At 41.1% G+C, this 26,340-nt stretch carries 23 protein-coding genes and 1 pseudogene; 14 read left to right on the forward strand and 10 right to left on the reverse strand.

What is annotated here, in order from left to right; genetic code table 11:
* Positions 1-2: 2 nt before the first annotated feature.
* The 13 genes and pseudogenes from D0T85_RS02575 (at position 3) to D0T85_RS02635 (ending at position 13,442) form a co-directional block, all read left to right on the forward strand.
* Positions 3-497, forward strand: a complete 495-nt coding sequence (locus tag D0T85_RS02575) for a PH domain-containing protein (protein WP_163209950.1) — start codon at positions 3-5, stop codon at positions 495-497.
* Positions 478-1,167 (forward strand): hypothetical protein, encoded by a 690-nt coding sequence (locus tag D0T85_RS02580; protein WP_163209952.1) that lies wholly within the window; start codon positions 478-480, stop codon positions 1,165-1,167. Before D0T85_RS02575 ends, D0T85_RS02580 begins: the two co-directional genes overlap by 20 nt.
* A gap of 11 nt (positions 1,168-1,178) precedes the next feature.
* Positions 1,179-1,856, forward strand: a complete 678-nt coding sequence (locus D0T85_RS02585) for a hypothetical protein (protein WP_163209954.1) — start codon at positions 1,179-1,181, stop codon at positions 1,854-1,856.
* 36 nt (positions 1,857-1,892) lie between these two features.
* Positions 1,893-2,573, forward strand: a complete 681-nt coding sequence (locus D0T85_RS02590) for an antitoxin (protein ID WP_163209956.1) — start codon at positions 1,893-1,895, stop codon at positions 2,571-2,573.
* A gap of 97 nt (positions 2,574-2,670) precedes the next feature.
* A complete protein-coding gene (locus D0T85_RS02595) occupies positions 2,671-3,498 on the forward strand; it encodes a M23 family metallopeptidase (RefSeq protein WP_163209958.1) in 828 nt (275 codons plus the stop codon).
* Positions 3,499-3,521: 23 nt separating this feature from the next.
* The gene (locus tag D0T85_RS02600) at positions 3,522-3,806 is read left to right on the forward strand and encodes a hypothetical protein (protein ID WP_163209960.1); all 285 of its coding nucleotides are present in this window, start codon (positions 3,522-3,524) and stop codon (positions 3,804-3,806) included.
* A complete protein-coding gene (locus D0T85_RS02605) occupies positions 3,803-5,584 on the forward strand; it encodes a hypothetical protein (protein ID WP_163209962.1) in 1,782 nt (593 codons plus the stop codon). The genes D0T85_RS02600 and D0T85_RS02605 overlap by 4 nt, the downstream gene beginning before the upstream one ends.
* Before the next feature lie 52 nt (positions 5,585-5,636).
* Positions 5,637-6,536 (forward strand): hypothetical protein, encoded by a 900-nt coding sequence (locus D0T85_RS02610; RefSeq protein WP_163209964.1) that lies wholly within the window; start codon positions 5,637-5,639, stop codon positions 6,534-6,536.
* Between the two features lie 32 nt (positions 6,537-6,568).
* Positions 6,569-9,184: a zincin-like metallopeptidase domain-containing protein gene (locus D0T85_RS02615; protein WP_203558403.1), complete on the forward strand. Its 2,616-nt coding sequence runs from the start codon at positions 6,569-6,571 to the stop codon at positions 9,182-9,184.
* Positions 9,185-9,194: 10 nt separating this feature from the next.
* Positions 9,195-10,799, forward strand: coding sequence for a glucosaminidase domain-containing protein (locus D0T85_RS23105; RefSeq protein WP_163209968.1), 1,605 nt, complete (start codon positions 9,195-9,197; stop codon positions 10,797-10,799).
* Entirely contained in the window at positions 10,796-10,975 is a 180-nt protein-coding gene (locus tag D0T85_RS02625) for a hypothetical protein (RefSeq protein ID WP_163209970.1), read from the forward strand. Before D0T85_RS23105 ends, D0T85_RS02625 begins: the two co-directional genes overlap by 4 nt.
* A gap of 23 nt (positions 10,976-10,998) precedes the next feature.
* Entirely contained in the window at positions 10,999-11,601 is a 603-nt protein-coding gene (locus D0T85_RS02630) for a hypothetical protein (RefSeq protein ID WP_163209972.1), read from the forward strand.
* A 29-nt stretch (positions 11,602-11,630) separates the two neighbouring features.
* Positions 11,631-13,442 (forward strand): annotated as a pseudogene (locus D0T85_RS02635) (ArdC family protein).
* A gap of 610 nt (positions 13,443-14,052) precedes the next feature.
* Here the strand turns inward: D0T85_RS02635 and D0T85_RS02640 are convergent.
* Genes D0T85_RS02640 through D0T85_RS02650 form a run of 3 tightly spaced genes read right to left on the reverse strand, consistent with a single transcriptional unit; the run spans position 14,053 to position 17,636 of the window.
* Positions 14,053-15,012, reverse strand: a complete 960-nt coding sequence (locus D0T85_RS02640) for an SIR2 family protein (RefSeq protein ID WP_163209974.1) — start codon at positions 15,010-15,012, stop codon at positions 14,053-14,055.
* A 7-nt stretch (positions 15,013-15,019) separates the two neighbouring features.
* Positions 15,020-15,691 carry a hypothetical protein gene (locus D0T85_RS02645; RefSeq protein ID WP_163209976.1) on the reverse strand — a complete coding sequence of 224 codons (672 nt, stop codon included), beginning with the start codon at positions 15,689-15,691 and terminating at the stop codon, positions 15,020-15,022.
* Positions 15,678-17,636, reverse strand: coding sequence for a hypothetical protein (locus tag D0T85_RS02650; RefSeq protein ID WP_163209978.1), 1,959 nt, complete (start codon positions 17,634-17,636; stop codon positions 15,678-15,680). The genes D0T85_RS02645 and D0T85_RS02650 overlap by 14 nt, the downstream gene beginning before the upstream one ends.
* Positions 17,637-18,395: 759 nt before the next feature.
* Here D0T85_RS02650 and D0T85_RS02655 point away from each other — a divergent pair.
* Entirely contained in the window at positions 18,396-19,211 is an 816-nt protein-coding gene (locus D0T85_RS02655) for a phosphoribosyltransferase (RefSeq protein WP_163209983.1), read from the forward strand.
* Between the two features lie 69 nt (positions 19,212-19,280).
* On the opposite strand, the gene D0T85_RS02660 is transcribed toward D0T85_RS02655, so the two are convergent.
* The 7 genes from D0T85_RS02660 to D0T85_RS02690 form a co-directional block, all read right to left on the reverse strand.
* On the reverse strand, positions 19,281-20,690 hold the full coding sequence (locus D0T85_RS02660) for an OmpA family protein (RefSeq protein WP_163209985.1): 1,410 nt from the start codon (positions 20,688-20,690) through the stop codon (positions 19,281-19,283).
* A 136-nt stretch (positions 20,691-20,826) separates the two neighbouring features.
* On the reverse strand, positions 20,827-22,281 hold the full coding sequence (mobV, locus tag D0T85_RS02665; RefSeq protein WP_163209987.1) for a MobV family relaxase: 1,455 nt from the start codon (positions 22,279-22,281) through the stop codon (positions 20,827-20,829).
* Between the two features lie 254 nt (positions 22,282-22,535).
* Positions 22,536-23,339, reverse strand: a complete 804-nt coding sequence (locus tag D0T85_RS02670; RefSeq protein ID WP_163209989.1) for a hypothetical protein — start codon at positions 23,337-23,339, stop codon at positions 22,536-22,538.
* Between the two features lie 199 nt (positions 23,340-23,538).
* Positions 23,539-24,042, reverse strand: a complete 504-nt coding sequence (locus tag D0T85_RS02675) for a hypothetical protein (protein ID WP_163209991.1) — start codon at positions 24,040-24,042, stop codon at positions 23,539-23,541.
* Between the two features lie 5 nt (positions 24,043-24,047).
* Positions 24,048-24,428 carry a hypothetical protein gene (locus tag D0T85_RS02680; RefSeq protein WP_239060625.1) on the reverse strand — a complete coding sequence of 127 codons (381 nt, stop codon included), beginning with the start codon at positions 24,426-24,428 and terminating at the stop codon, positions 24,048-24,050.
* Entirely contained in the window at positions 24,400-24,846 is a 447-nt protein-coding gene (locus D0T85_RS02685) for a hypothetical protein (RefSeq protein ID WP_163209993.1), read from the reverse strand. The genes D0T85_RS02680 and D0T85_RS02685 overlap by 29 nt, the downstream gene beginning before the upstream one ends.
* Positions 24,828-25,895, reverse strand: a complete 1,068-nt coding sequence (locus D0T85_RS02690) for a hypothetical protein (protein WP_163209995.1) — start codon at positions 25,893-25,895, stop codon at positions 24,828-24,830. The genes D0T85_RS02685 and D0T85_RS02690 overlap by 19 nt, the downstream gene beginning before the upstream one ends.
* Positions 25,896-26,340 lie beyond the last annotated feature (445 nt).

A 26,340-nucleotide genomic window follows, 5' to 3' on the forward strand; every position in this document is an offset into this window, starting at 1 on the left:
CCATGAGAGAAGGAACCGTAATAAGATTCAGAACGATATTCCTGCAACCTCACTGGTTGCAATTCATCATCAATGAACTGCCGGGCATTCTGCTTACAGGCGGTTGCCTAATTATAGGCGGTATTGATGCCATGCCGTTTGCCAACTGGTTTTTGGCGGCGGCAATACTCCTTTCTTTGCGTCTGTTGTATGCTTTTGTCTATTTGCGACGGACGGAATACCGCATCAATGGAGAGCAGCTTATTATGGAGCATGGAGTATTCACAAGAAAGAGTGATTATCTGGAACTCTACCGCATTGTGGACTTTAACGAGAACCGTACCCTTCCGCAACAAATTTGCGGATTGAAATCGGTCACTATCTATTCGGGTGACAGAAGTAATCCTAAACTGATAATCCCCGGAGTAAAAAACGATCTTGATTTGGTCTCGCTCATCCGTGAACGAGTGGAATATAACAAACAAAGAAAGGGTATCTATGAAATTACAAATCGTTAGTCTGATGGTGTGCCTCCTGTTTACTCTTCAGGAAATCAAGGCGCAATATGTGCAGACCAATCCTTTGGAGTGGATCGCCCTTGCCGAAGGGAACGAAGCCATCAACAACCAGGTGCAGGCAGAGACAGAAGGGCAGATGAAGACTGCTATACTACAAAATACCATCGCTGCCGAATTTAACAAGATCCACGAATGGGAGCGTAAATACAGCAGCTATCTGCAAACTGCCAATGGCTACGCTTCTTCGCTGAAAGCAGCTTCTACTCTGTATGAAGATGGTGTGAGAATCTTTATCACACTTGGAAAGCTGCATAATGCCATCAATAACAATGCGCAAGGGTTGGTCGCCACCATCCCTATGAATAATCTGTATATCGAAACTGCCACGGAACTGGTGACAGTCTATACGCTATTGAGAAATGCGGTGGCAACAGGTGGCAAACAAAATATGTTGACGGGAGCTGAACGTAGTGAGATGATGTGGGCATTATCTGATAGATTGGGAACATTCCATAAGAAACTAAACCGGCTGTATCTGAGCATCCGCTACTACACAATGACGGATGTGTGGAATAATGCGACAGCAGGAATACTGAACCGTACGCCCGGAGAAGTGGCGGTAATGGCATTGGATAGATGGAAACGGGCGGCAAAAGCTATAAATGATTAACAGGTATGGATATGATAACAAGAATTGTATTCGGATGCTTATTCGCTTTGTTGGCTGTGGTACAACAGGCGCAAGCGCAAACAGACCCTACTTTGGCAGGAATGATTGTCACCTATACCGACAAGGCCAACGACCAGCTCAAGGCACAAGAGAAAGCCATGATGATGCAGACTACCGGTCATCTGTGGATTCGGGAGGAAGTGGAAGCAACCACCGATTTGCAACGGCAGTACAATGAGTACCTTGATTCATTCAGGGACATCATCTGCTATGCAGCGCAGATATATGGCTTCTATCATGAAATCGGCAAGCTGTCCGACACTATGGGTGAACTGAATAAGCAACTTCAGAAAAACGGACAGGGTGCCTTTGCCGTAGCCCTTACGCCCCGGCGTAATCGGATTTATCGGGAATTGATTCTGGGTAGCGTGGAGATCGTGAACGACATCCGACAGGTATGTCTTAGTAACATCAAGATGACGGAGAAGCAGCGCATTGAAATCGTATTGGCTATCCGGCCCAAACTGCAAGTGATGAACAAGAAACTGCAAAGACTGAGCAGGGCTGTGAAATACACCTCTTTCGGGGATGTATGGATGGAAATAGACGAAGGAGCACGACCGAAAGCGAATAAGTCAGACATAGCTAAGGCTTGTATGCGGAGGTGGAAAGCCAATGGAAAAAGATAAGAACCAATATATAACCAACTATAATAATCAAACGATATGGGTAAATGGGCAACTTTACTAAAATATGGCAAGCAGGTGGCAGATTCGTCACTAAAATATGGCAAACAGGCGGTAAACTCGACTGCTGGAAAGACGATAGGCGATGCGATCATTCATCCGCAACGGACTTTGACTGGATTGGGGAAAGCTACGAAGACTGCGGCTATAGGTGGTGGAATGGGGTATCTGGCGTGGGAAAACATCGTAAACGACAAACCGATTGTCAGAACTGCCGCCGATGTCCTCGTTGGAGAAGAAACAGTTGACAAGGGCTTAGAAGTAGTCGGCAAGGCTTCCCACAAGGTAGAAAACATGGTGGAGAAGGTCGGTGAAAATATGGAGAGCATTTCTTCATCCGTGTCATCATCTGCGTCGGGCGTATCGAGCGCATGGAGCGGAATCGGTAGTTTTCTTGGAAATATGCTCGGCGGTAACGGCACGAATATGCTTGGGAATTTTTTCGGCAATATCGGTAAAGGCAATGTGTCGGGGTTGAGTATGCTCGGACTGGTAGCGTCCTCACTGCTTATCTTCGGGCGATTCGGCTGGTTGGGGAAGATAGCCGGGGCTTTGATGGGTATGATGCTCATCGGCAGTAACAGTCGGGGTATTCAGACGGAGCAACCCTCACAGAGTGAATCACAGGATGTGGAACGCAACGGAGGGATGAGACGATAACTGTTGCACCACTGAGCGGATAATAGTAAAGCAAGGATGTAGTAGAGTAGCAATGTAGTGGATTAGTAAAGTAGTAATAATTGAAAATCAGTAAGATATGAACTATACGCAAGAAATGAATCTGCAATCTAAAAGCGGTTATTGTATACCCTTTGAAGAGCGTAAGGGTGAAGTCCATATGTCATTGGACTATGGGACACAGGTTCACCCCAAGACGGGGGAAGAGTTTTTCCATCACGGAATAGATTTTATCACCAGGCATTATCTGTTGTCAGCCTGTGCTGATGGAATTGTCAGCGCTATCGGAAGTGACCCCCGACATGGACTTTTTCAGATCATCCGATACGGCAAATATGAAGTTACCTACGCTCATCTGGCCAACGTACTGGCAACCTTTGGAGCGAAGGTAAAAGCAGGAAGTGTGGCAAGTGTCAGTGGAGAACTCCTTCATATAGAAGTGAAATACGATGGAGAGGAAATCAATCCTCTTGAGTTCCTGACTATGATTTACGGTAATCTTAAGATGATGCAACAACAAGGGGAACCGGGAATGCCGGATTTTGATACCATCGACATGGATATTCCTACAGACTTCGAAGATAATCAGGAAGAGGTAGAGCAACTGATGCTGCGCTTTTATCCAGATTATCTGGGAGAACTGAACAACGGGAAATATTTATTGCCACAACATACAGAGCAGTCGCTTCGCAATATTTTCTCCTTGTCAGCTATCAAGAACTATTTCTATGAGGTGATACCGTCATTAAGCAATCCTTTAGGAATCGGGCAAAGAGCCGTGCCGGTGGCAAGCAAAGTGCAAAACTTGCTGATTGCCGACTTTTTAAATTACATGGCGTTGCGGCATCAGATATTCCTATCCACACTAAGCGAAAGCGATAAAAAAAAAGTTCTGACGAAGCCCTGAGAAGCGGAGGAATCATTGACCCTTTGGCCGAACTGGAGATAGATGTACAGAGCTTTGACATACCGAGGCTGATTACAGTATATCCTGATCAGGCAGGTATCCGATGGTGGACAAAGGCTTGGTTTAACAATCAGGAGGAAGGAGAAGATTCCATTGAAGTCACCCGGCAAACGGCTGTTCACTTTCTACAGAATCAGATAGATAAAGATACCATGCTTGAAGAGTATTTCCCTAAACAGATGGAAACCTATCGTAACGCTATTGAGCAAACAAGAGTACAATTACTGAAACAAATCAACATCTCATGAATACCCCTAAACAATCACAGCGGTTTGCAGAGATAGAGTATTGTCTGCAACGTTATTTTGACAGTCAGTTGGCCCCGGTTATGCGTAATGTCCAACAGGAACTGTCTAAAAAGCAGATAAAGGAATACAGCGACTATGCCACCAGTATCAGCGGAATTCTGCGCTCGGCAGCCAGTGGCATGAATGGTATGCCGGATGACACTATGCAGTACCTCAAGCTGACCGGTGAATGGAACAGTAAGACTGCAGAGGATTATGTGGAGATGTGCCGTGAGCGGATAAGTACCTCAAAAGATTTTCAGAAAGATTTGGGAAGTATGGCCGAAGAATGGCGAAATACTGTAGTAGCAGAAATCGGGAGAGAGAGATATGATGCACTATCAAAGGAATTGGGAGGCGATCTTGCTTTTGCTTATGTGGATTACCGTGTGGAACAGATGATGGTAGACAAGATGGTAACGGATAAGATGCCGAAATCATCTATGGAGTATATACTTCGTAAAGGGGCTTCGGAAAGCTTATTGGGAATCATGCAATCGTTGTCTCAATCACCACTGGAACAGAAAATAGAAAAGAAAGGCGAAGCTGCCTATCATCCGAGTACTGTGGAGAAAGGGGCAGGAAAGGCCGTATCGTTTGGGGCTGATGTGGTGACGACAGGTGGCTTTTCTTCCTGGGGTTCTATTGCAAAGTTGTTCGGAGCCGAAGTGGTTTTTAGTGGAGTTGAGTACAGCCTTGACAAGAAACAAAAAACGAAATCTGTCACTATTGAAGATTGCATCAGCAAAGGTGTCTTTGATTCGCAGCAGAATGTATTTGAAGATTTCAGAAAACGGAGTAAGGCGATCAATTCCTGGGAGAATGACTATGTATTATCATTTAATAACCAACTGACCAAGAAAATGGCTATACCAACTGAAAAACCTTTTTGGATGGCAGAATCGGGAAAACCGCTTTGGCAACCTACTTTTCCCGTTGTACCGGAGGAAAAGCAGAAAACAGAAGACGCCCAAGTACCGATGGTGGTTGCACCCGGACATGAGCAGGAATATCTTGACGACCTGAAAAAAATGCAGGAGGTGAAGGATAAAGGAGCGCAGGCAGCGACTGTGGAAAATCCGGAATCACATTCAGAAAAAGATGTTCTGGGTATTTCGGAAAATAATTCAGGGCAGAATATGGCGAAAACAACCACTAATGAAAACGGATGGGGTAATTTCTTAGGCTCGGTCGGACTGGACGGACTGGGTGACATCGGCAAGAATCTTGGTTATGTGGTATCCATGCTTCCTGATATGCTCATAGGACTCTTCACGGGAAAAACAAAATCCCTGAACATAAAGAATTCAATGATACCTATCGCTTCTATTCTGATAGGCATGTTTGTGAGGAATCCGTTGCTGAAGATGGTACTGATCGGTATGGGTGGGCTGAACCTGCTTAATAAAGCCGGTCATGAAGCGATGGAGAGGCAGGAAGGACGAACGTTGCAAAGTGCAGGAACGGAACCGCATTTTAAAACCTATCCTGATGAACCGCTGAACCCACGTATCGGAAATCCGGCACTACAAGGGAACTGTCTTATCGCTACGATAGACAAAGTGCCGTGCAGTATACAATTGCCAAACTCTGTGGTAGCTGCTTATGAAACCGGAGCGTTACCGCTGAATACGCTATCCAATGCCGTACTGGCCAAGAATGATGAGTTACGGGCGATGGCACGGGAGAATTATGAGATTTCTCAATCCAGGAATGGTCACTCACGAGGAATCAATTAATATGAGTATTAAGAAATCGTTTTGAATTACCTTTTACATTTAAAAATAAAGTATGGAGACAAAATTTGACAATGCTCTGTTTTCCGATAGGATTAATATGAGCGATACGGAACGATTAACGGATATATTTAGAAATGGTCTGAGTAGAGAGGATAAGTTATTACTTGAAGTTCACGGCGATTTGAATATTGATCCTTTCTGGGATAATAATTGTCTGGATAGCACAATAACAGATTTTAAAGAAGCCGCGTTGGAACGTTTGGTCTACTGCATCCCCCATTTAAAACCTAATATGTTATCGGATGCCGAGATTATAAAACTAGTCCATGAACCACGATTGACATTCGATGATGACGACCGGGATTTAGAGAGAAATATATATGATTTACCCAAACCTCTTTTCTGCATAGTTGAAAATTCAGATGAAGTTGATAGAGCTACTGTTGATTATGTAAAAATAGTGAAAAATGGGAATACTGGTAAGAACAATATTACTCCTATTGAAGCATACAATAGCCTGGATTACTTTTTATCCAAAAGGCTTATAAAAAAATGGGATCCATGTGGAGCTGACGATGAATTCGGTCAAGTGACGGGAGCCTATTATTTCCCTAATGAAAAGATGAAAAATCCGTCGGAGTATTTTCCAAAAGAAATGTTGACTGCTGATCAATGGAGAGAGTTAGAAAAAAGACACGGTGAACTAACAAAACCTTTTATCCCGAAAGAATACTCTATACTTAACCGGATAGCGGATGTGAAAATTTACCCATTAAATGGTAATGTGGCCATTAGATGTAAGATTGATGGTGAACAACAATCTTCCCGGATTCTGGATAAGCGGGATGCCGAATTATTAGATTATGATACGGATACAGAATATCTGGCAGCTAGATATTTTAAAGATGAACTGGAAAATGAGAATGAAATAAGGACATTCAGAAGAAGATAACATCAAAATTAAGGTAGGATTTATAAATAGTGATGAAACAGAAAAATAAGCAGGAACAGCACGCTGCCAACCGGCAAGTAGAATTACTGACAAACGCATTGAACGGAGCTGCCGTCAGTGGTGGATATTGGTTGAACACTTCATCAAGAAGTCTGCCAAGAATTTATCCTAAAGGACCGGCCGTCAGTCCATTCAATTCCCTTGTATTGGGTATGCACGCTGACCAGAACGGTTACAAGACCAACCTATATACCTTGTTTACGGATGCCAAGAAACGGGGTGAAGCCATCCGTGAACATGAGACCGGTGCGCCGTTTCTCTGGTATCGCTGGAAAGAATATGTGAACCACCATAACCCTGAAGACACCATCAATAGAGAGGACTATCTAAAACTTCCGAACGAAGAGAAAACTCTCTATAAAGGCGTCCGTAACCGGGAAGTACAGACTATGTTCAACATCGACCAAACAACTTTGCCATTCATTGACAAAGACAGGTATGAGCAATCGGTGGAACGTTATGGCAGATATGAAGACCGCAAGCATCTCAAAAATGAAGAGAGCAGGCTGCGCGTGGTGGTGAATGATTTCGCATTACAGATGCGTGATAATTTAGTTCCTATTCGGAAAAGCGCTACGGGTATCGTACATTATGATTCAGAGAAAAATGCAGTGTATATTCCAGAAAAGAAACACTTCGGGCAATACAATGACTATGTACAAGAACTGATGCGGCAGGTGGTTACGGCAACAGGACATCAGCAGCGGCTGGCACGTGAAGGTATGGTGATGAAAGGTGGTATGGCCCCATCGGAAGATGCCATGAAGTATGAACAACTGGTGGCAGAACTGGCTTCGGGTGTAAAGATGATGGAACTGGGACTACCGTCTAAACTTTCGAATGACAGCCTGTCTATGGTAGAATACTGGACGCGGGAACTGAAGGAGAACCCTTGCCTGATAGATGCCATCGAAGCTGACGTGAACAACGCCGTGGATATTATCCGCAGAGCGGAAAAAGGAGAAAAGATCGAATTCGCCACTTTCCGCAACAAACAGCAAACCACAGAGATGAAGGAGAAGCAGAAACCGCAGGTGGACAGCAGGGAAAGTGCTATCCTGCTGGATGTAATCCGTCATGGTGGCATGAAGATTGATGAACGTAACTTCACCTTGCCGGAAGACAAAATAGCTTTCCTGGAGAAATTCAGTCTGGCACACTATGAAAAGGAAAAGAACTACGCTCTGGAACAAACCAGACATGAAGATCCTGAAGTGGTAGAAACTGCCTTTACGGAAGCGGTAGATAACGGAGCTAAGATAGCCGAGATCTGTAATGAGGTGATGCCGGAACAATGGAATCAAAAAGGCAGCTATTTCATTGCCGATGAAATGAAAAAACTGCCAGACAGAAGTACGAAAGAAATGGTAATTGTAAAAGACAATCTTTCAGGTATTGTCGATGTGGTGATACCGGCAGGCGCCATGGGTGGCGGTGTGGTAGCTATGCCCAATGGAGAGAAACGCCCTTACCATCTGACTCCCGATGAAGTGATGACAGAAGATGAGCGTGCTGCCGCACATGTACAGGTGCGGAATTACACTATTCCTGGATTTTCCAAACAGCGTATTCAAGATGCACTGTTGCAGGAAGGTTATCAGTATATCCGCTTCTACAATAATGACGGCATATTGGGCTATCGCCCGGATGACAGCTATTTTGAAGGAAAGGATGTTTCCCTAAACAAGCTGAATGGAAAGTCATTGGAGACATTATCCCACTTTGATGTGAGCGAACATGTGCAAAGAGCCACTAACATGCTGTTTGACCGAATACAGATGCTACGGGATGACAATAACAGATGGATTCTGTATCTGAAACCGCAGCATGAACCATCGTTCAGTGTTTATCCGGATAAAGCGGACATCAATCAATTCTTCTCGACCATCAAGCAGGGACAGAATGAGGAGGGTGAACGACTACGCACGGAACTGGCACAGAAATATCACGCTTTGGCGACCAATCGTCCGGAATTGAAGATTGATCTGTTTGGCGGCGGTAAAGATAATGATGCAGATTTGTCAAAGATACAACGTGTGATTATCTATAAGACTAAAGATGAACGCATCCTCTGTGCCCCAGTCATTGACGGTATACCTAAAGTGGAACCAAGGGAGATTACCCCCGGGCAATGGCAACGAATGTGGGTGGCGGAAGATATGGCGGAATACAAGACCAACCTTGCCGGCAAAGTATTTAACGATTTACTGAAGCCGATTCAAGTAGTGGAAATGAAAGAGAAGAGTGAGCTCCCACAGGTCGATCTCAAGCAATATGGAGAAATCAAAACGAAACACCCGGATGCAATCCTGTTATTCCGCAATGGAAATAACTATGAATCGTATGCGGAAGATGCCGAAATAGTGTCCAAGTTGCTGAAGTTTGACAAAGCTATTGGTGTGGAAAGTGGTTCAGGGGTTCAGGTGGATATTGCCTCTTTCAAAAGCTATGACCTTGATACTGTCCTTCCTAAATTGATTCGGGCAGGAAACCGGGTTGCAATATGTGATCAGATAGACACTCAACAAAGAATGACACAGGTACCAACTGAACAGCAGGAAGAGGCACAGGTAGGTAGACATTTATAAAATTTGAATTATGAGCAAGAATCAAGAATATGCGGAGAAATACGTCGAATACGCTATGGATCAGATGCGGAGATACGGTATTCCTGCCTCAGTCACACTGGCACAGGGTATTCTCGAAAGCAGTAACGGGCAAAGTCAACTGGCACGCAATGAAAATAATCATTTTGGCATCAAGGCTACACAATCGTGGATAGCCGGTGGTGGCAAATACGGTCTTTATACGGATGACAAACCGAATGAGAAATTTTGTAGTTATGACAGTGTGGGTAACTCGTATGAACACCATAGTCAATTTCTCAAAAATAATCAGCGGTATGCCAGTTGTTTCAAATTGTCACCTGATGATTACCGTGGCTGGGCTAAAGGGCTGGAAAAAGCCGGTTATGCTACGGGAGGGAAATATGCTTCCAGCCTTATCGGTATCATTGAAAAGAATAATCTGTGCAAATATGACGAAATGGTAATCGCTGAGATGAAAGCGAAAGGACAGGCGTTTGGAACGGAGCAGAATTCTCGTACTATTAGTAGTGATATAGTTGATACTATAAGTAGTAACAGCAAAGAATCAAGTGGTTATGCTGTGGTTGATGGTAACTATTCCTTTCCGGTAAAGCGGGATGAGTTCATGCTTATGACTTCACCGTTTGGTATGCGCAAGGACCCGCTGGATTCAACCAAAGAACAGATGCACAAGGGAATTGACATACAAACCAGACAGGATAATGTGCTGGCAACGGAAAACCAGGGAAAGGTCGTTGCAGTCAATCAGAATGCTCACACCACCGGTGGTAAATCGGTCACGCTGGAGTATCAACGTGAAAACGGGGATAAATGCCAAATCAATTATTTGCATCTTTCTTCCATTGACGTGAAGGTTGGAGATGAAGTGGATGCGGGTCAGAAAATAGGTGTATCGGGTAATACAGGTACACGGACAACGGGCGAACATCTACATTTCGGAGTGAAACAGATAGCCGCCAATGGAACATCGAGAGATATTGATCCTGCGGCTTACTTAGCGGAGATTGGTCAGAAAGGGAATATTCAGTTGCAGGCTTTATCGAATGGAACGGATCTATTGGCGAAATATAAAGAAGCTGTACCCGGAAAGCATCCTTCAATTGATACGACATTGTCACCGGAAGATTGGATGAAGAAGTTGCTGTCCTCGGAAGACAGCGGCGTGGGGATGTCATCAGGTGATCCGATTATGGAACTGATAACAACCTTGTTTACCTCGCTGATGGCATTGGCGGTGCAAATTGATGGTAAATCGGAAGAAGAGAAAATGCAGGCTGCTACGGATTCAGCTATAAAAAAGCAGGTGGATTTGTCTACCTTGATGCCATCGCTAAATGAGTGCAGGTTGAGTATTCAGGAGAGCGGGAAAGCTCTTCTACAAATGAATGACGGAAAGAACAACTACACTCATGAACTAAGTGCTGCGGAAATGAACCGTTTACAAGCCATTCTCGGCGACTCCGGTCTGTCAGATGCCGATAAACAGCAACGCATTACGGGTATGGTGAATAATGCCTTGTTGACGCAACAAGTTTCGCGCAACTATGAGCAAAATGCCAGTCAACAGGAAAATCAAAATCTACAGATACGATGAGGATAATAGGATTAATCTTGGCCACCGCTATGGTTATTGCCTGTGCTTGCGCTATCTGCTATGCCATATATAGCTGTTTCGGGTTAATGGCCTCAGTGGTATACATGACAGTAGTTGTCATTGGGCTGGCATGGACTATTTATGAGATGAAGCACGCCTCGATGTCGGACGAATAATTAATTTCAAAATACAGAATTTTATGATTAAGTGTAATGTAACAGTCAATGGTGTCATCAGTCGTCCAGCGTCAATGCGTACCGGTAAAGATGACAGCTCATACATTAGTTTTGCTGTAAAAGTGAATGTGTATTCAAAGGATGGGGATTCCAGCAAAATAGTGGAGGTGAGTGTGCTCAAAGAAGGAAGCGACAGTGAACTCTCCCGGCATTGTTCCGGTTCACGGGTAGAGTTGAAAGGTAGTCTGACTTTCAGGAAACGTGAAAGTAATTTCTATTTCAACTTCCATGCGGATTCGGTGGACTTCAGCCCGGTAAACAATCAGGATGGCATTGCCGGAAGTATGGAGTTTAAAGGAACAATTGGTAAACAAGTGGACGAAAAAACGGACAAGAAAGGCAGGAAGTACCTGATATTCTCGGCTTTCAGTACCGAGAAGTCCAGAGATGTTTTTGAATATACTTGGGTTCGCTTTATCCGGTTCGCTCCCGAACATGAGGTTTTTCTGGTTCCTAAAGGGAAAATTCATATCAATGGGACTCTGGAAATTTCCATTTACCGGGATAAAATCAATTTGGGATGCAGAGCAGAAGAAGTCCGTGAATGGATTAAACCGGAAGCCTAAAAGTTGAATGAAGTAATACTTTTTTAGTTATGGCGTATAAGAAGAAATTTAATACGAATGGACCCAGTGCAGAAGATAGAGCGCTGGACCGTTTTGCAGAACTGATGATAGAGAAAATCAACAATCTGCAAAGTGACTGGAAAAAACCGTGGTTTACTGAAGGTTCTATGAGGTGGCCCAAAAATCTGTCGGGGCGTGATTATAACGGAATGAATGCTTTAATGCTTATGTTTCATGCTGAAAAGCAAGGGTATAAATTACCTGTCTATTGTACTTTTGACAGGGTAATTGGATTGAACTATCAGAAAGATAAGCAGGGAAACCGGACACCATTGAAAAATGAGAATGGCGAACTGTTACCGCAGGTTAGTGTGCAGAAAGGAGAAAAATCGTTTCCTGTGTTCATTACGACCTTTACTGTGGTAGATAAGGATACCAAGTCTAAAATAAAATATGACGACTATAAAAGACTGTCGGACGAAGAGAAGCAGCAATATGCGGTGTACCCCAAAATGCAGGTCTATTCCGTCTTCAATGTGGAACAGACGAATATGAAACAGGCACGTCCTGAACTCTATGCGAAGATTGAAGAGGAGAATCAACTTGTAAAGCCTGAACTGAACGGTGAGAGTTTTTCGTTTCCCGCAGCCGATATATTGATTGAAGAGAATGGATGGGTTTGTCCCATCCAACTACAACATCAGGATAACGCTTACTACAGTATATCGAAAGACATGATTGTATTACCCGAAAAGGCGCAGTTCGTGGATGGGGAATCTTTTTATGGGACACTTTTTCATGAAATGACGCATAGCACGGGTTCTGAGAACCGGTTAAACCGGATAAAACCGAGTGCTTTCGGGTCGGAAGAATATGCTAGTGAGGAATTGGTAGCTGAACTGGGCAGTGCTTTGGTGGCGCAGCGGTATGGTATATCCAAGAATGTGAAGGATGAGTCAGCTGCATATCTAAAGTCCTGACTTAATAGCTTGAAGGAATCACCAGATTTCATCAAAACGACTCTGTTTGACGTAAAAAGGGCATCTGGCATGATAATGGAGCATTTAGACAAGATTGTTCAACGGATAGATAATGAGCATTCTGTACAGCAGAATGTTACAGAAAGGAACGGAGAAAGCGATATCCGTAATTTTTATGCATCAGTGGCTTACCTCCAAAACGGCGATGATACACAGATCTTAGATCGACTGCATGAAAATGATAACTATGATCAGTTGTTACAGGAGGCAAAGGAATATGACCATGGTGATGCCATCGACTTGGAAAACACTTTCGAATCACCAATCCAGAACCGTGGTGATGTTTTGTTGGACGAGGATGACTACTATGCTGTGGTCTACAACAACAGTGTTGGCGGCACATATGAAATCATGCGTAAAGTACCTATACAGGAAGTACGTAATGTTATTAGTCGCTATGGTTTGCCTGACCGAGCTACCGAGGATGTGAAAGAAGTGGCAAAAGGTATGGTAGCTGAACAGTTTGCAGAGCTGTCAGCCAAGCGTATGCCTATATTTGAGATGGACAATGAAGAAATGTTGCAGGTAGAGTACAACAAAGAGACTGACCACCTTGATGTTGGCACAGTCACTAATGCCGGTCTTGTCGTAAAGCACTCTTTTGCATATGACCACAGCTTTACTCTTGATGCCAACCTGCAAGGTGTTCATGGGCAACTTTCTGAGATGGCGGAGTACCAACATGGGAAAGTGGATATTGGTGATGTGGATAACGATGGTATCATGGATGAAGTGGCACGTGATGAAAAGCTGTTGACGGAAGAGATTGAGGAAGAGGTGTATTTCAGGAGGGGGAGGTGAATCTTAACCCAACTTTCACTCCTATATCTTGCTACAAAGAGCATGGGCATCATTTCGATATCAGCTGTATCCTACAGATTTTTTTGAATCTTTTTTAAAATTCAATGTATTGATAAAATCTCTTTCAAATGACGACAAGAGGTCTTTCCAACGAAGCTAATGTACAACTTCGCTTCAATCTAGCCGCTATGTGCATTCATAGTGCAAATATATAAGGAGTTTATTTTAATAAGGTGTCTTATAAATTAAATTCCAGGACAAGTAGTGTTTTATTCTGTTGATTTTTTAGTAGTTTATAACCGATGGATTGTGAAAACATCTTGAATCTTGAATTTGCACGAAAAATAATTTAAAGAGTGAAAGTTGGGTTAATAGGGAAGTTATAATAGAAAGAACACTTTATTTACTCAGCTTATTCACATTGAACATAAATCATACAATGTGGTTTTTAAGTACAGGGGAGATAAAAAGAACTTGGAAGATCTATTTGTGACAATAACGGCATATTAATAAAATTAGTTGTGAGAACACAACTTTGGAAATAAATACATTCGATGAATATTCTTAGAAAGAATTATGAGTTTTGATGCTATATTATTAAAACTATAGATTATAGACATGCTGCCTCCTGAGATATTGCATATAAGAATGACTTAATTTGTGCCTCGAATTCATCCCGGCCACATGCTGCTGAGTCATCATCCTTGTTTTTGATAATTATTGGAAAAATCTTCCATGCCTTCCATTTGTCTATAATTTTCCGCATCGTTTCTTCATGATTCGCATCCTGTGTTCCTTTATCCCGAATAAAGGTAATTCCCCAAAATAAATCTGAAGTTTTCTTGTAAGCATGATGAACTTCTGAATCACGAACAAACCGCTCCATATTATCATCATTACCAGACAAGCCAATATAAATCGAAGTTGTGCATCGCAGCAAAGATGAAATCTGAGGAGCCCACTCCCAATTGGAATAATCGACTCGTTCTTTATAGGATTTTCCATCGAAAACGATACTTTCACTTCGCGTTTCCCTCCTATCTTTGGGGAGGAAACCATGTATATGGAAAATATTTACATCCGAATTTGTACGCCAACTATTCCCCGAAACAGGACTATAAGACACAATCCCATAGTAGCGTAAATATATCTCTAAAATATTATCGAAATTAAATGTAATGATATCCTTCACACTTCCACGACGAGATGGTATACATAAAGCAGCAATTGCATCGAGTATTTTTCTATCATTTAACTCTTCAAAATCATCTTTTATTTCTTTATATAATGCAGCTTGCACAGCATCCAAATACAAAGAATATCCACCATGCTCCTCAAAATAATCCCTTAACTCATTTCCCTTTTCATAAACATCGTCCGAGTTACATTTAAAAGGGATACGATGCTCTATCGTTGTAATAAGCTCAGCCCAGCCAGGCAGGCCAAAAGCGTTAGAAACACCAGCCCCCAGCACCAGAGACAAACTATTATCTTTAAGCTTATTAGCCAAATATTTCACTAATGACGAACGATCCTCCCACAAGGATAATTGCCCCATAGACTCATACATAGTATTCTTATTTTAAAAGGCCTTTTTTCAAAAACTTGAAAAGATTATTTATTTTTTGAAGATTCTGATATTCATATTTAAAATACAAGGAACCGTCTGTACCTATACTGATCATTTCATCCACCTGCGACAGCTCTTTAACACCGCAACGATAAATTTTTAATTCATCGATACTATTTTTAAAGAGATCCGAATTCGCCACATCTTCTCCAAAAAACCGAACCGACTTTAAAGAATCTCCTATTCCTCTGTAAAATGCACTGATACTCGTTAAATTATAATCTTTTTCTTTAGCACCAATTTTAACAAAAGAATCGACGGAAATAAAACAATTTTTCAGTTCCAATACTATTGCATCTTTATTGAGAATATGCTCTAAAAAATAATTATATGCCCTTTTGCCTCTGGCAAATATCAGCAAATGCCCTATCGCCCGGCAGCACAAAAGTTCATTAAGGAAGGGGCTGCCATCATAATTTTCGTTGTAATAATGCCTTTCATCATTGCCATTTAAAGGAATATTCGATGTAAAACTATAATACTCCCATCCAGCAAGGATTGTTTGTTCATAATTCACATTTGGTAGATCTGCCAAAAATTTCTCAGGCAAAGTATTATCTATACTATAGATCCTACCTGTGAAACCACCTGAAATAATATGGCTATTACTCTCGGGCATAATTAAATGCTAAATTATAATACAACAAATATGATTTTGCTTCTGACAAACTTTTAGAAGAAGCAGACAGTTCGGTTACTCTCAACGGATTACTAAATGGAATTTCTGGTACTTCAAGCGATCTAAGACTTTGAAGCTTATCATTACTTATTGGCCATTTTTCATCTGCCAATAGTGTGCCAATCTGATGGGAATAGAAAAAAGTCCGTACACATTGTACAAGAAATTTCCTGCGAATCAACTTGGATTGCAGATTCTTAAGACATTCCTCATTATCGGGAGATGGATTAATATATTCCAAAACCTTTTCTAAATGCCCATTTGAAAACACAGAGTGTTTACTAGTATTTAATTTTGCGATGATCTCTCTAAATTTATTAATAGCCTCATCTTCAATACGAGGGTGTTCAAGTTGATTTAACACAATAATACAAAGGCTTCTCATCACATAATCAGGTATTGAGATTGACATATATGGCAATTCGGCCCATGTCGACCATATTTCTCCAATATAAGATTCCAAGTCTGAGTTATAGAAATAAAGAAAATCGAAGGCATGCGCCATAATCTCTCTCATTTCATCGTTTCGAGCAGAAAAGCAATGGTACAAATCATCAGCTGCATGGTCTTTTACTCCCGATTCAAAAGTTTGAATATCAATTAAACCTATGCTTAAAAGCTGTAATATGGCCTTTTCGAATGTATCATTATCTTCATCGAGATCTTTTATACAACTCAGCCCAACCAACTCTCTTAGCCAGTTATTATCTTGCAGATTTCTTAAGAGATAATCCAACATACTATTAACCAAGATATGACTAGCTTCGTGAGAAATAGTTTTCAGAGACCATCCTGGTGTGTTGCAACCATAGAGTGCAATTAATGGAACACTCAATGCGTTGTACTGATTTCTAAAACCATCTCGACTACTAAAATACACTAAAAGAGGCGTTCTTTGTTTCTCCAAATTATCCAGATCTGATAGGGGAATCTCTGCCAGATAATCCCTCTTTAAAATAGCATCACTTGATGAGAGGGAATTAAGTATTTGGGTATTTCCATATTTCTTGCCAAGTAATTTCACAAATCGCTGCCCAATATACTGACCACCAACTTTATCATAAAAATAATCTCCCATATTATTTATACCCAAACTGGCCATCCCTATTCCAAAAAGAGAATGGCCACAGACACTAATATCTTGCTCCAAAATGGGAGAAAACCCCATCACCAACTGAGAATTGTATCTTGTAAGGCATGCATTTATAGAAGAGATATAACTGAAATTGAATATTTTTTCTTCTTCATTGTCATTAACATCCCCACCGTCCCCAAGAATGTAGTTCTCTACCGAATCATGGAAAAGCACCATCCTTTCATAAGCCTGCTTACTTATATGACGCAAACGCTCACAGGCAGTATTCACGTGTGTATAATATCCTCGAATGGCAGTAAACATTACCTTATCTTTCGAGTACTTCTCCAATAATTTCTGAGATAATTTTACAGGGGAAGCCAATACTGGAACAAAAAACTCATTCTTTCCAATTATAGACCTGCTCACAGGCCAATATTCATACCGCAAACCTTCCTCTTCTAAAAATGTACGGAGTTCGGCAATCTTATGTTCATCGGGTGTAGCTATAATTATATTATACATACCATAGCTCAACCAAACATAAGTATCAACAAGCAAAGAATTCTTGATTCTGCTTAGGGATAAAGAACCTACAAAAATAAAATGAAGAGTATCATCTGATAAACAAAAAATTCCATCTTTTAAAATATGATCTGTTACTTTAAAACATGGGGAAAATCTGGTTTGCACGTTCCACCGTTCTATATGCTCTGGGAAGGATTTGCTAATATGTAAAGTCTTAGTTTGAGCTTGACTTGAAAGATCACAACAAACCAAGAAATAATCAGGCTCACTTTCTATCACCATAATTTGGAAATCGTTACTCAACTACAACAATATACTCTCCTGTAGATGGATGTCGTTCGGTTTTGATTACATGACGTTCACCATTAAGAAAAACTTCCCGCGCTGTCTCATTTGCATTTCCAGAACAGCCTGTATTCAAACATTTCGCTGTTGGACCTTGCACTCTGTGATAGTTGGGATCCAATGAAGCAGACTTCTGTTCGCTGAGCAAACGACTAATCCGAGCCGAATTTTTTAATAATTTAGAGCTAATCATATTCTTATCAGTAACACATTTATTTTCGAATAGGCTGCAAAGATATATCTTTTTTCAATAAAAACGCATATAAAACTTATTTTTTGTACCTACAAGCATGCTTAACAACATAATACTCAAGGTTCCTATTTTCTATGCATATTCGATATTCAGATATAATTCATTGACAAACGTATAAAGATAAAACATAAAATCCAATATAAAGTTTAGTTTTGCAGAAAAACATTCAGCTTTTATAATAGAGATAAACCTCGTTTAATCCTTACTAAAAAGTTAATTAATCATATAAATCGCAGACAGTTTTTATTAATTGATGGATGTGAGACGAAAATCTTTCTTGATGTATTGATTGATGATATTTATTCCCCAAATTATAAATAATCTCGAATATTATCAGTCCTATTGATGTAATTTTTGTTTTGAATCACTCTTCAAGTATTTATTTCCTTCATAAAATGTTTCAGAGAGTTTGTTTTCGTTTTAACTTTGCACATCAAAACAAGATGGATAAAGCCTTAATAATATATCTCATTCTACTTGCGGTTGCGATTGCTGCTATAAGATTTGCATTCTATTGCTTGAAAAAGGCTGGGGAGGCATATTTCTATGCAGCTCAATTGACTTCCGAACAATCGCTGAGAAGAAAACTAAGCAGAAAAGCTGTGTTAGCAGGAAATAAAGCGGCTTACACAATTTATGCTCTTTCCAATCCAACCGAATTTGATAGACATAAGGCAATGGAACCATTCAAATTTAAGGGAGTGAGGTGCATCTTCACTGATTATTATATTCCCACTCGCTATCATAACGACATCAGTTATGAGCAAGGGGATTTTTGCGAGGAACTGTTAGGATTCAAGGATGGCAAGAGAAATGGTTATGACTTCTTTATGAACTGCATGGAAGCTTTGGATCTGGAGGATGATTGTGTCATCATGTTTATGCCTTGTAGTAAGAATTGGCATTATAAGAAACGGTTTAGTGCATTGAACGATTTTCTTGAAGATTATTACCCTGAATCCTCCAACGGCTATAACTTCATCACTTATATAGGGGAACGCGAAAGTCTTCATCTGACCAAAGGTAGGGCAAAAAAGAGTCTGGAGCAAAACTACTATATTAATTGTGATTTGACTGGAAAAAAGGTTGTCGTAGTTGACGATTTGTTTACTACTGGGAGCAGTCTTCTTGATTTCAAAAAGCAGATAGAAAAGAAAGGAGGAAAAGTATCTCATGCTCTGTTTTTTGGTAAAACATTCCAGATGCCCGATAAATTTGATATTTGGTTAACAGCATGGTGTAATAACAGAAGAGATTGACTTTCGCAAGCCAACCTCTTCTACTAATGTTTTATTTATTACGAAAAAGTTATTATTTGAATGTAGTTGTTATTTAAGGAAGAGCATCACTGAAGTGTGCCGGTTGGCTTCCTTCGGCGTATAGGTATCAATCCCTCCTTTATTTGCCTCTGAAATTTGATTTTTGTCAATGCCCCGGTGTAATAATTGTGAATAGATATATTCGGAACGGCTGGCTGCTAAATTATGATTAACATCAGCAGTTCCAGTAGCACTGTCAGCAGCTCCACAAACCTTAATATTCAGATTGAATTGTTTTGCAATCCTGGCAATCTCATCCAAGTTGATTAATTGGGAAGCGTCCGTAAGTTGATTTGTTCCCAACTCAAAGAAAAAGAAGATAGGTGCGCCTATGCAACTTTTTGACAACCCGGAAAGATAACCTTGTAATGATGATTGGTATCCGGGAGAACTCCCCGACTTATAACTTTCTGTTGAACCCTTGCCTTGAATGGAGTCACCGCTGAGTGAATTATCCGGCCATTGAGTACTTTGTAATCTTGAGCGGAGGGAATTTAGCCCACTGTAATCGTTCTTTGGATAGAATTTCATTGAAGGAGTTTTCTTGCCTTCATTCTTGGAGTGATTCTTATACAAATCAAGCAAACCTTCAATCTCCAGAATCTTTTTCAATTCAGCGATTGATTCCACATCCTCATTATGTTGCCTGGTCAACAGTGAATTGCAATCGTTTAAGGAAGAAACGTACTCAATCAACCATTCATTTTGCCTTATATAAGGATTGGCATCCACCACTCTTTTCCAGCCTACCTTTCCAATAGAGAAAGATAGACCGACTGTGAGGCTCATCAGATTGTCACCGAATCTATTGGAAGCGCCGCGACCGTCAAAGTCTTTAAATGTAGTAGTGCCGCCAAGTTCCATAGTTAGGTGAGTCCTTTGAGAAAGACTATATTGTCCCGTCACGCCATAAGAGAAGGCAAAAGGACTGTTCCCATTATCCTCATTATGTATGATGCCAAGTCCTACGTAGGGAACAATTTTCCATTTTGGCTGGTCACGGGCATTGTAAGAGTGAGACATTACATTCCATAAAAAATCAGCATGTACACTTTTGTATGATTGCTTATGCAGCATGCTGTTTTTAAGTTTGAACCCCTGAAAGGAAACCCGACCACCAATCGCTGGTGTGAACCATTTCCCTCCTGAAACAGATAAAGTCGGCTCTATCCTGCCAAACAAGTCGGCACAGCCTAACGGAGAACCGACAAATGCCGAAGCTCCACCGGAAATGCTCAGGAACCAATTATCCTTCCATATCCTCGCAGAAGTAATATTTTCAAGGTAGGATGGTTTAATTGGTTCGAGCATCTCTAAAGAAACATTATGAACTATAAGACTATCTAAAGGGCTGACATCATCAGCTTGTGCCTTTAGCGGCAAAGCGAGTGGCAAAATCAATAATATTTTCTTTATCATTGTAATCTTAATTTGATTTATAGGGCAAAGAAACCGTATCTAAATGAGGTAACGAAAAGTTCTACTTCCAATCAATCTGTATTTAACCTGCATTTTGTTTCTTGGAAAAAATCATACCTGTTATCATACTCGAAAACTATCTTCGCATATTTTTTCCACTTGGCTTCATCATCCGGTGAGCCATCATTAGACAGCGTGCCCAAGCCCGGTCATCTTCGTCATCCTTACGTCCCCAGGGAAGGTCGCTTCCCCCTCCCCCTCCTCCATGGCCTTTCGCAAAGTTGGTCGCCTGGTCTACCATATTGGCATATAAGAATATGGCACATTTGATAATCTCTTCCCCATGTTCCGCCATATCCCGCAACAACGAATCACTCATGGCTTCTTTTGTATCAAGACTAAGAGTTGGCAATATCATTTTGAAATCTCTGATTAAGTCATCCAAGAGTACATCTGCCAATCTAAAGCGTACTTGCTGGGTTAGATTGGTTGTCGAAGCCCTAAGTTGCTGCTGGTACTGATTTGTCAGTTCTTTCGCCTTGTCTTTAAGACTTTTCAACTCATCCAACTGTCCATTGGCATGTTCCAGTTTTGCCTGCTTATCTGCCAAATTATCCAATACTTTTTGAAGGTCATTATCCAGTTTCTTAATTCGTTCGTGTAACTCTTCAGAATTACCTTTGCCGTTTTTCAATTCTTCATTTACAGTGGCAATTTCTTTTTCCAATTCTTCTTTCCGCTGCTCCAAATTCAAGGTCATCGTGGTAAGTCCCTTGACTCTCTTTTCCGCAAACCGGATATCATCATAGAGCTGTTTGAGTATTTTCTTGTTCTCCTCAATCTGTCCTTCGAGAGTGGTACACTGTTCTGTAAGATCACGTCTGTACTCTTCCGTTGTGCGATGTTTTGCACCTGTTACGGCAATGCTGTTTCCACGCTTCAGCCCCCACTTTTCATTTACCTTGGCCAGTTCATCGTGAAGAGCCAACATGATTTCCTTATATTCATATTTATCCTTACCAGCAAACATTTTTTTGAATGCAAACTTCTTGTCCTTATCTATTGGCAAAAGAGTCATGTGGATATGCGGGTTAGTTTCATCGAGATGTACAATGAAGGCGACAATATTTTCTTCCCCCCATTTGTCACTTGCAAATCTGTACATATCCTGTGCCCACCGTTCAATATCAGGACTTCGTTTTATATGTGAGTTGTCAGCACCCTTTGCAAGATCCACCTTTTGATTTCCGAAAGCGATTTCAAGCATACGTTCACGTGTACCACCCAAAATGAAGTTGACCACTGTCCGATACTTAGGTGTTTCCCGACCCTCGTTGGGATCTTTAATGCCACGTTCCGCCAGATTTTCTGCCATCAGTTGAGGTATGCTTTTACGCTTATCAACAGCGGAAACAATCCCTCCCTTTTTAATCTCGAAATTAAGAGCCTCCCGGCTGCGGTCATAATTCCCGGTACTGACAGCAGAATCCCAACCTTTCTCCGACCATCTACGCTGATGCTCGTTACTTTGACCAACTGTTATCCCTTTTGAGGCACGGATATCCATGACCTGTTTTATTTGTTTCGCCATATTTTTTAGTTTTTTTTCCCGCAGCTTGCTGCCTCGTTAGAGCCTATTTGCCATTGCAATTTTGCAAATGGGGTATTAGGCTACCCACAGAATAAATTCTGTGCCTGAAAAGGCAAGCCTTGTGTCTTACAAGAGGTCAAGACCTCCGAAGTGAATATCCTGCCGGAAAGGAAGGGATAATGGAATCGTGAGGCTGATTTTTGTTAAAGCGAGATTTCATGCCTTTTGTTGGGATGGCAAGTTTCCGGTAATTTCTATTTTTTATTTTCAACGGGTGCGGAACTGAGCATCGCTCCGTAGTGTGCAAATATTATATCCGATAACTTTTTGACTTCTTCCGGAAGTTCGGGCAAACATGGTTGGAGTATCGGACTTTGACTACTTGAAAAGAGAAGACCCCCCAAAGAAAGCAGACGCCAGAATTCAATGAAGTCATGGTGACAATGTTCGGTAAAGAGTGTAGCGAGTGTCGCATTCACATCGGGCTGTTCCGGGATAAGATTGGAATGACTCAGGATGAGATGTGAGATGAACCGGTGCAGCCGTGCCCCAGCATCCGCTCTGCTGTCTGTCTCCTGCGGTTTGAAAATAGCATCCGTATCCTTGAAAAAATCGACACCGGAAGAGAACATCTCTTCTATACTGATATAGCCACTCAGCCATCTGACAAGCCGGCGCTCGTCTTTGGTGAACAGAACCTCGTTCTTATCATGCTCCGAGGTTTGGGTATAACGCATGGTTATTACAAAGAATTTACCCTCCGAAGACATATCAGCATAATTCATAGCAACCAACTTGTCGAGAAAGGACTTGACTGTAACTCTATGCCAATTCCATTTTTTTGCAAGGTCGGTGACAGTCACTGTAAACTGTCCTTGATGCAAATGAACGGTGGTGCCGAACCGGGTCTCCTCTGATGGGGTATCTTTATTCATTGCCATGTTCATCAGTTCACAAAAGGCATCCAATTTTGATGTCCGTTCTGTAGATCTGGGACGTAGATACTCAAGCAGGAACTTGTCTGCCTTTATCTGGTAATCTGCAATAATTTCACTCATGGAATTATTTTTTTTAATGATAATATTACGATTCTAATCATGGGATTGGATATGGATAGTGACTGACAACAAGCTGTTGTAGTCGTCTTGTTGGGACTTGTATATTGGGAAAAAGAAGTTTTCCGGCAAGTCCTTTTATGAAGAAATCCTGACTCTTTAATGTGACTGTCAATTGCCATCGAAAAAAGAAACTTGATTGTCAGTCATTCCAATTGTAATAATGGAATATGATTTTATCCGGCTGCTCTATTATTTCTTTGCGATAATCAGCAAATGAAATCCGCTCGCACACTTTTCGTGGAGGATAAAACACCGCGCCAAACAAAAGAATCCCCATAGTAACAGTTGTCGAAAAGAAGTGCGGGACAAACAGGCAGGCCATGGTAATAATGGCACTGATGAAAAACATCTTTCTGTCTTGCAGGAAATAGATGATACGCTCTGTAAAACGGTGTGAGAACAGAAAGATAAGGACTACGGATGAGGGTGCCAGGTCATACACGCTTGGGGCTATATTGGCGTAGTTGAAATGGAACAGCAGCAAAACCAACAGCATTGCCAGCGTATAGAACTTGCGCCAACATTGGCGGCAGGTCATGTTTACATAGAATTTGCCCATTCTTTTTCCGGCCGCTTTATAGCCAAATCGGAAAAACAGAAGCAATAATGCAGGAAGTAGGATATGTAGACTGTTTGTAATCATTTTTATTATGGTTCTAATTCTAAAATAATGTGCCCGTAGGAGGCTTCCTTAATGATGGCTTCGGCATCCGTATAGAGAAGTTGCCCATTTCGGTAACGTTTTCTGAACGAGGGGTTTTGCTTTAACGCACGTACGGCATTGTCCAGTTCAAACTCAGGAATGCGCCAGCGTTGACCTTTCGGGTAATTGTGGTTGGACCATTTGGCGACCAGACACAGAATTCGGCAGCGAACAGGATGAAAATTTCCACCGGTATGAAAACTGAAAACTTCTTCTCCATTGGTATCCATGACATCCACCCATGTATAAGTGGTATGTATAAGAGTAACTAATTGATGATATAGCTCCGCTTTCATGTCAGATAAAGTCCCGTAGTAATTCTTCAATTTTACGGTTATAAATAAACTGCCCATGTTTGCCTGTATCTATTAGTTCATTACGCAACTCAATGCCCATGACTTCCAATGATGAATACAGGGTGACGTAGATTGTATCGCATTGGCAACGATCGTCTGCAATGGCATTGATTTTGTACATGTGGTCAAAATGTGGGTTGGAATAGGCGCAGCAATGATGGCCAAAGGTGGTATCTTCTGAAGGAATGTGATGATATAAAAGGATTAATTCCATCTGATCCTCTAGCTCGTCAATCAATTCTTCCAATGAATACTTTTTTGGTAAAGAGAATGTCAGTAATGTGCTTTCATCGGATAGCTCCGCTCCCTGAAAAAGAGTTTGCACAATAAGGTTGGGCATCTCCAGAGAAGATAACATGATGAAACGTTCTATAAGTTCTTGTTGCATATAGATGTGGTGTATAAATTATCAATATAGGCTTTTAATAAAAGTGATGGAAGTTCGTTTAAGTCAATGGGAAAATATCCGGATTCCAACTGTCTGAAAGCTTGCGGCATTTCAGTAGCCAATTTTTTCAGTGATTCTTTCTCTTCCTGGGATAGTAATACGTAGGAGAATCCGTCTATTGACAGCCAAGGCTGGAGAAGCATCCACAAATATGCCGTCGCTTGGTTGCTGTCTTTGAAACTTAATTTCTGTATGTCAGTCACACAGGTACAGGCATTCTGGAGCAACCGCCGGTTATTACGCATGGTCATTAATATCACGATTTCCGATTTGCTTATTACCGGCTGCTTTTGGTCGGTTGATTCAAAAATGCTCTTTGTCTGCGCTTCTGTCTTCACCTTGATATTATTGAGAGATGTATCTCCCCAGGATGACAAATGGCTAAGGAATAATCTGAAAGCAACGTCCTCGGTTCTCAGGAAATGCAGGATGTCCTCTTTGGTTTGGATGCCACGGGACAAGGCTGATTCCAGCATGTTTTCGTAAATCCGTATGGTATGCTTCCTGTCAACCTGATGAACCGTTACGGAATCCATGGAACGGAAAAACTTGTGAGCTGATACGACTAATCCTCTTGTCTCTTCAGGGAGTTTCGGACCGGATAATTTATCCAGAACGTGGCAGTAGTCTTTGAAATTACGGGAGTTGCTGTCAATCAGGCGTTCGAACTCAAGAATTATTGAGTCGTTGATTATGCCATAAGCGGACTTGGCATGATAATTCTTATTATTGATACTGTCCCGACTGATGCAGGCAAAGACAGAGTCACTCAACGTTCGCCATTCATAAACTAAATCAATGATAAGGTCTGTTGAAGCTTTTTCATGCAGCCTTATTTGGTACAGCAGATCACTGTAAGCATGAACAGCTTCATCGGAATCCTGAAAATGGTGATTCTCCTTTGAAGAGCAACCTGACAGGTATAATATTAAAATAGGTATTATTAAAAGATGAGTATGATTATTTCTCCATCTGATAAAAAGTGACACAGTACGTTTTGGATGTTGTGCATATTTCATCTGCCATTTATGCAGTCTCCTTTTCAATGAAAATCGCTCCATATTGTCTTTGATTAAAATTTCAAATGCAAATGTATATTATAAAATTTCAGAGAAATATCATCTACCAATTGATTTAATTATTCTTGTATAATCATACTCATAATATGATTTATATAATTGGTTATAAATTAATTAGTAGATAAAAAAAAGTAGTAAAAACAGAATATGGAAAACATGCCATTCTTGAAAAATATGATACTGAACGAAGGATTTGGACCGTTCGAGTTTTTTCATATCAGGATATGTCAGAGTGTTCAGACAAGGGCATAGATAGTATCTGCATCTGTCGAATAATGGTATAAGGGAAAAAATATAAAGTATATATGTTTCTGGTTCAAGTATGATTTATTTTATTATAAATATTATAACTTTA

Source organism: Bacteroides sp. 519, from assembly GCF_010500955.1.
Lineage (GTDB): Bacteria > Bacteroidota > Bacteroidia > Bacteroidales > Bacteroidaceae > Bacteroides.

Bases quoted from the DNA above. Each gene is read 5' to 3' on its own strand.
- D0T85_RS02575 (WP_163209950.1), top strand. From the start codon at position 3: ATGAGAGAAGGAACCGTAATAAGATTCAGAACGATATTCCTGCAACCT.
- D0T85_RS02580 (WP_163209952.1), top strand. From the start codon at position 478: ATGAAATTACAAATCGTTAGTCTGATGGTGTGCCTCCTGTTTACTCTT.
- D0T85_RS02585 (WP_163209954.1), top strand. From the start codon at position 1,179: ATGATAACAAGAATTGTATTCGGATGCTTATTCGCTTTGTTGGCTGTG.
- D0T85_RS02590 (WP_163209956.1), top strand. From the start codon at position 1,893: ATGGGTAAATGGGCAACTTTACTAAAATATGGCAAGCAGGTGGCAGAT.
- D0T85_RS02595 (WP_163209958.1), top strand. From the start codon at position 2,671: ATGAACTATACGCAAGAAATGAATCTGCAATCTAAAAGCGGTTATTGT.
- D0T85_RS02605 (WP_163209962.1), top strand. From the start codon at position 3,803: ATGAATACCCCTAAACAATCACAGCGGTTTGCAGAGATAGAGTATTGT.
- D0T85_RS02610 (WP_163209964.1), top strand. From the start codon at position 5,637: ATGGAGACAAAATTTGACAATGCTCTGTTTTCCGATAGGATTAATATG.
- D0T85_RS02615 (WP_203558403.1), top strand. From the start codon at position 6,569: ATGAAACAGAAAAATAAGCAGGAACAGCACGCTGCCAACCGGCAAGTA.
- D0T85_RS23105 (WP_163209968.1), top strand. From the start codon at position 9,195: ATGAGCAAGAATCAAGAATATGCGGAGAAATACGTCGAATACGCTATG.
- D0T85_RS02625 (WP_163209970.1), top strand. From the start codon at position 10,796: ATGAGGATAATAGGATTAATCTTGGCCACCGCTATGGTTATTGCCTGT.
- D0T85_RS02630 (WP_163209972.1), top strand. From the start codon at position 10,999: ATGATTAAGTGTAATGTAACAGTCAATGGTGTCATCAGTCGTCCAGCG.
- D0T85_RS02640 (WP_163209974.1), bottom strand. From the start codon at position 15,012: ATGTATGAGTCTATGGGGCAATTATCCTTGTGGGAGGATCGTTCGTCA.
- D0T85_RS02645 (WP_163209976.1), bottom strand. From the start codon at position 15,691: ATGCCCGAGAGTAATAGCCATATTATTTCAGGTGGTTTCACAGGTAGG.
- D0T85_RS02650 (WP_163209978.1), bottom strand. From the start codon at position 17,636: ATGGTGATAGAAAGTGAGCCTGATTATTTCTTGGTTTGTTGTGATCTT.
- D0T85_RS02655 (WP_163209983.1), top strand. From the start codon at position 18,396: ATGGATAAAGCCTTAATAATATATCTCATTCTACTTGCGGTTGCGATT.
- D0T85_RS02660 (WP_163209985.1), bottom strand. From the start codon at position 20,690: ATGATAAAGAAAATATTATTGATTTTGCCACTCGCTTTGCCGCTAAAG.
- mobV (WP_163209987.1), bottom strand. From the start codon at position 22,281: ATGGCGAAACAAATAAAACAGGTCATGGATATCCGTGCCTCAAAAGGG.
- D0T85_RS02670 (WP_163209989.1), bottom strand. From the start codon at position 23,339: ATGAGTGAAATTATTGCAGATTACCAGATAAAGGCAGACAAGTTCCTG.
- D0T85_RS02675 (WP_163209991.1), bottom strand. From the start codon at position 24,042: ATGATTACAAACAGTCTACATATCCTACTTCCTGCATTATTGCTTCTG.
- D0T85_RS02685 (WP_163209993.1), bottom strand. From the start codon at position 24,846: ATGCAACAAGAACTTATAGAACGTTTCATCATGTTATCTTCTCTGGAG.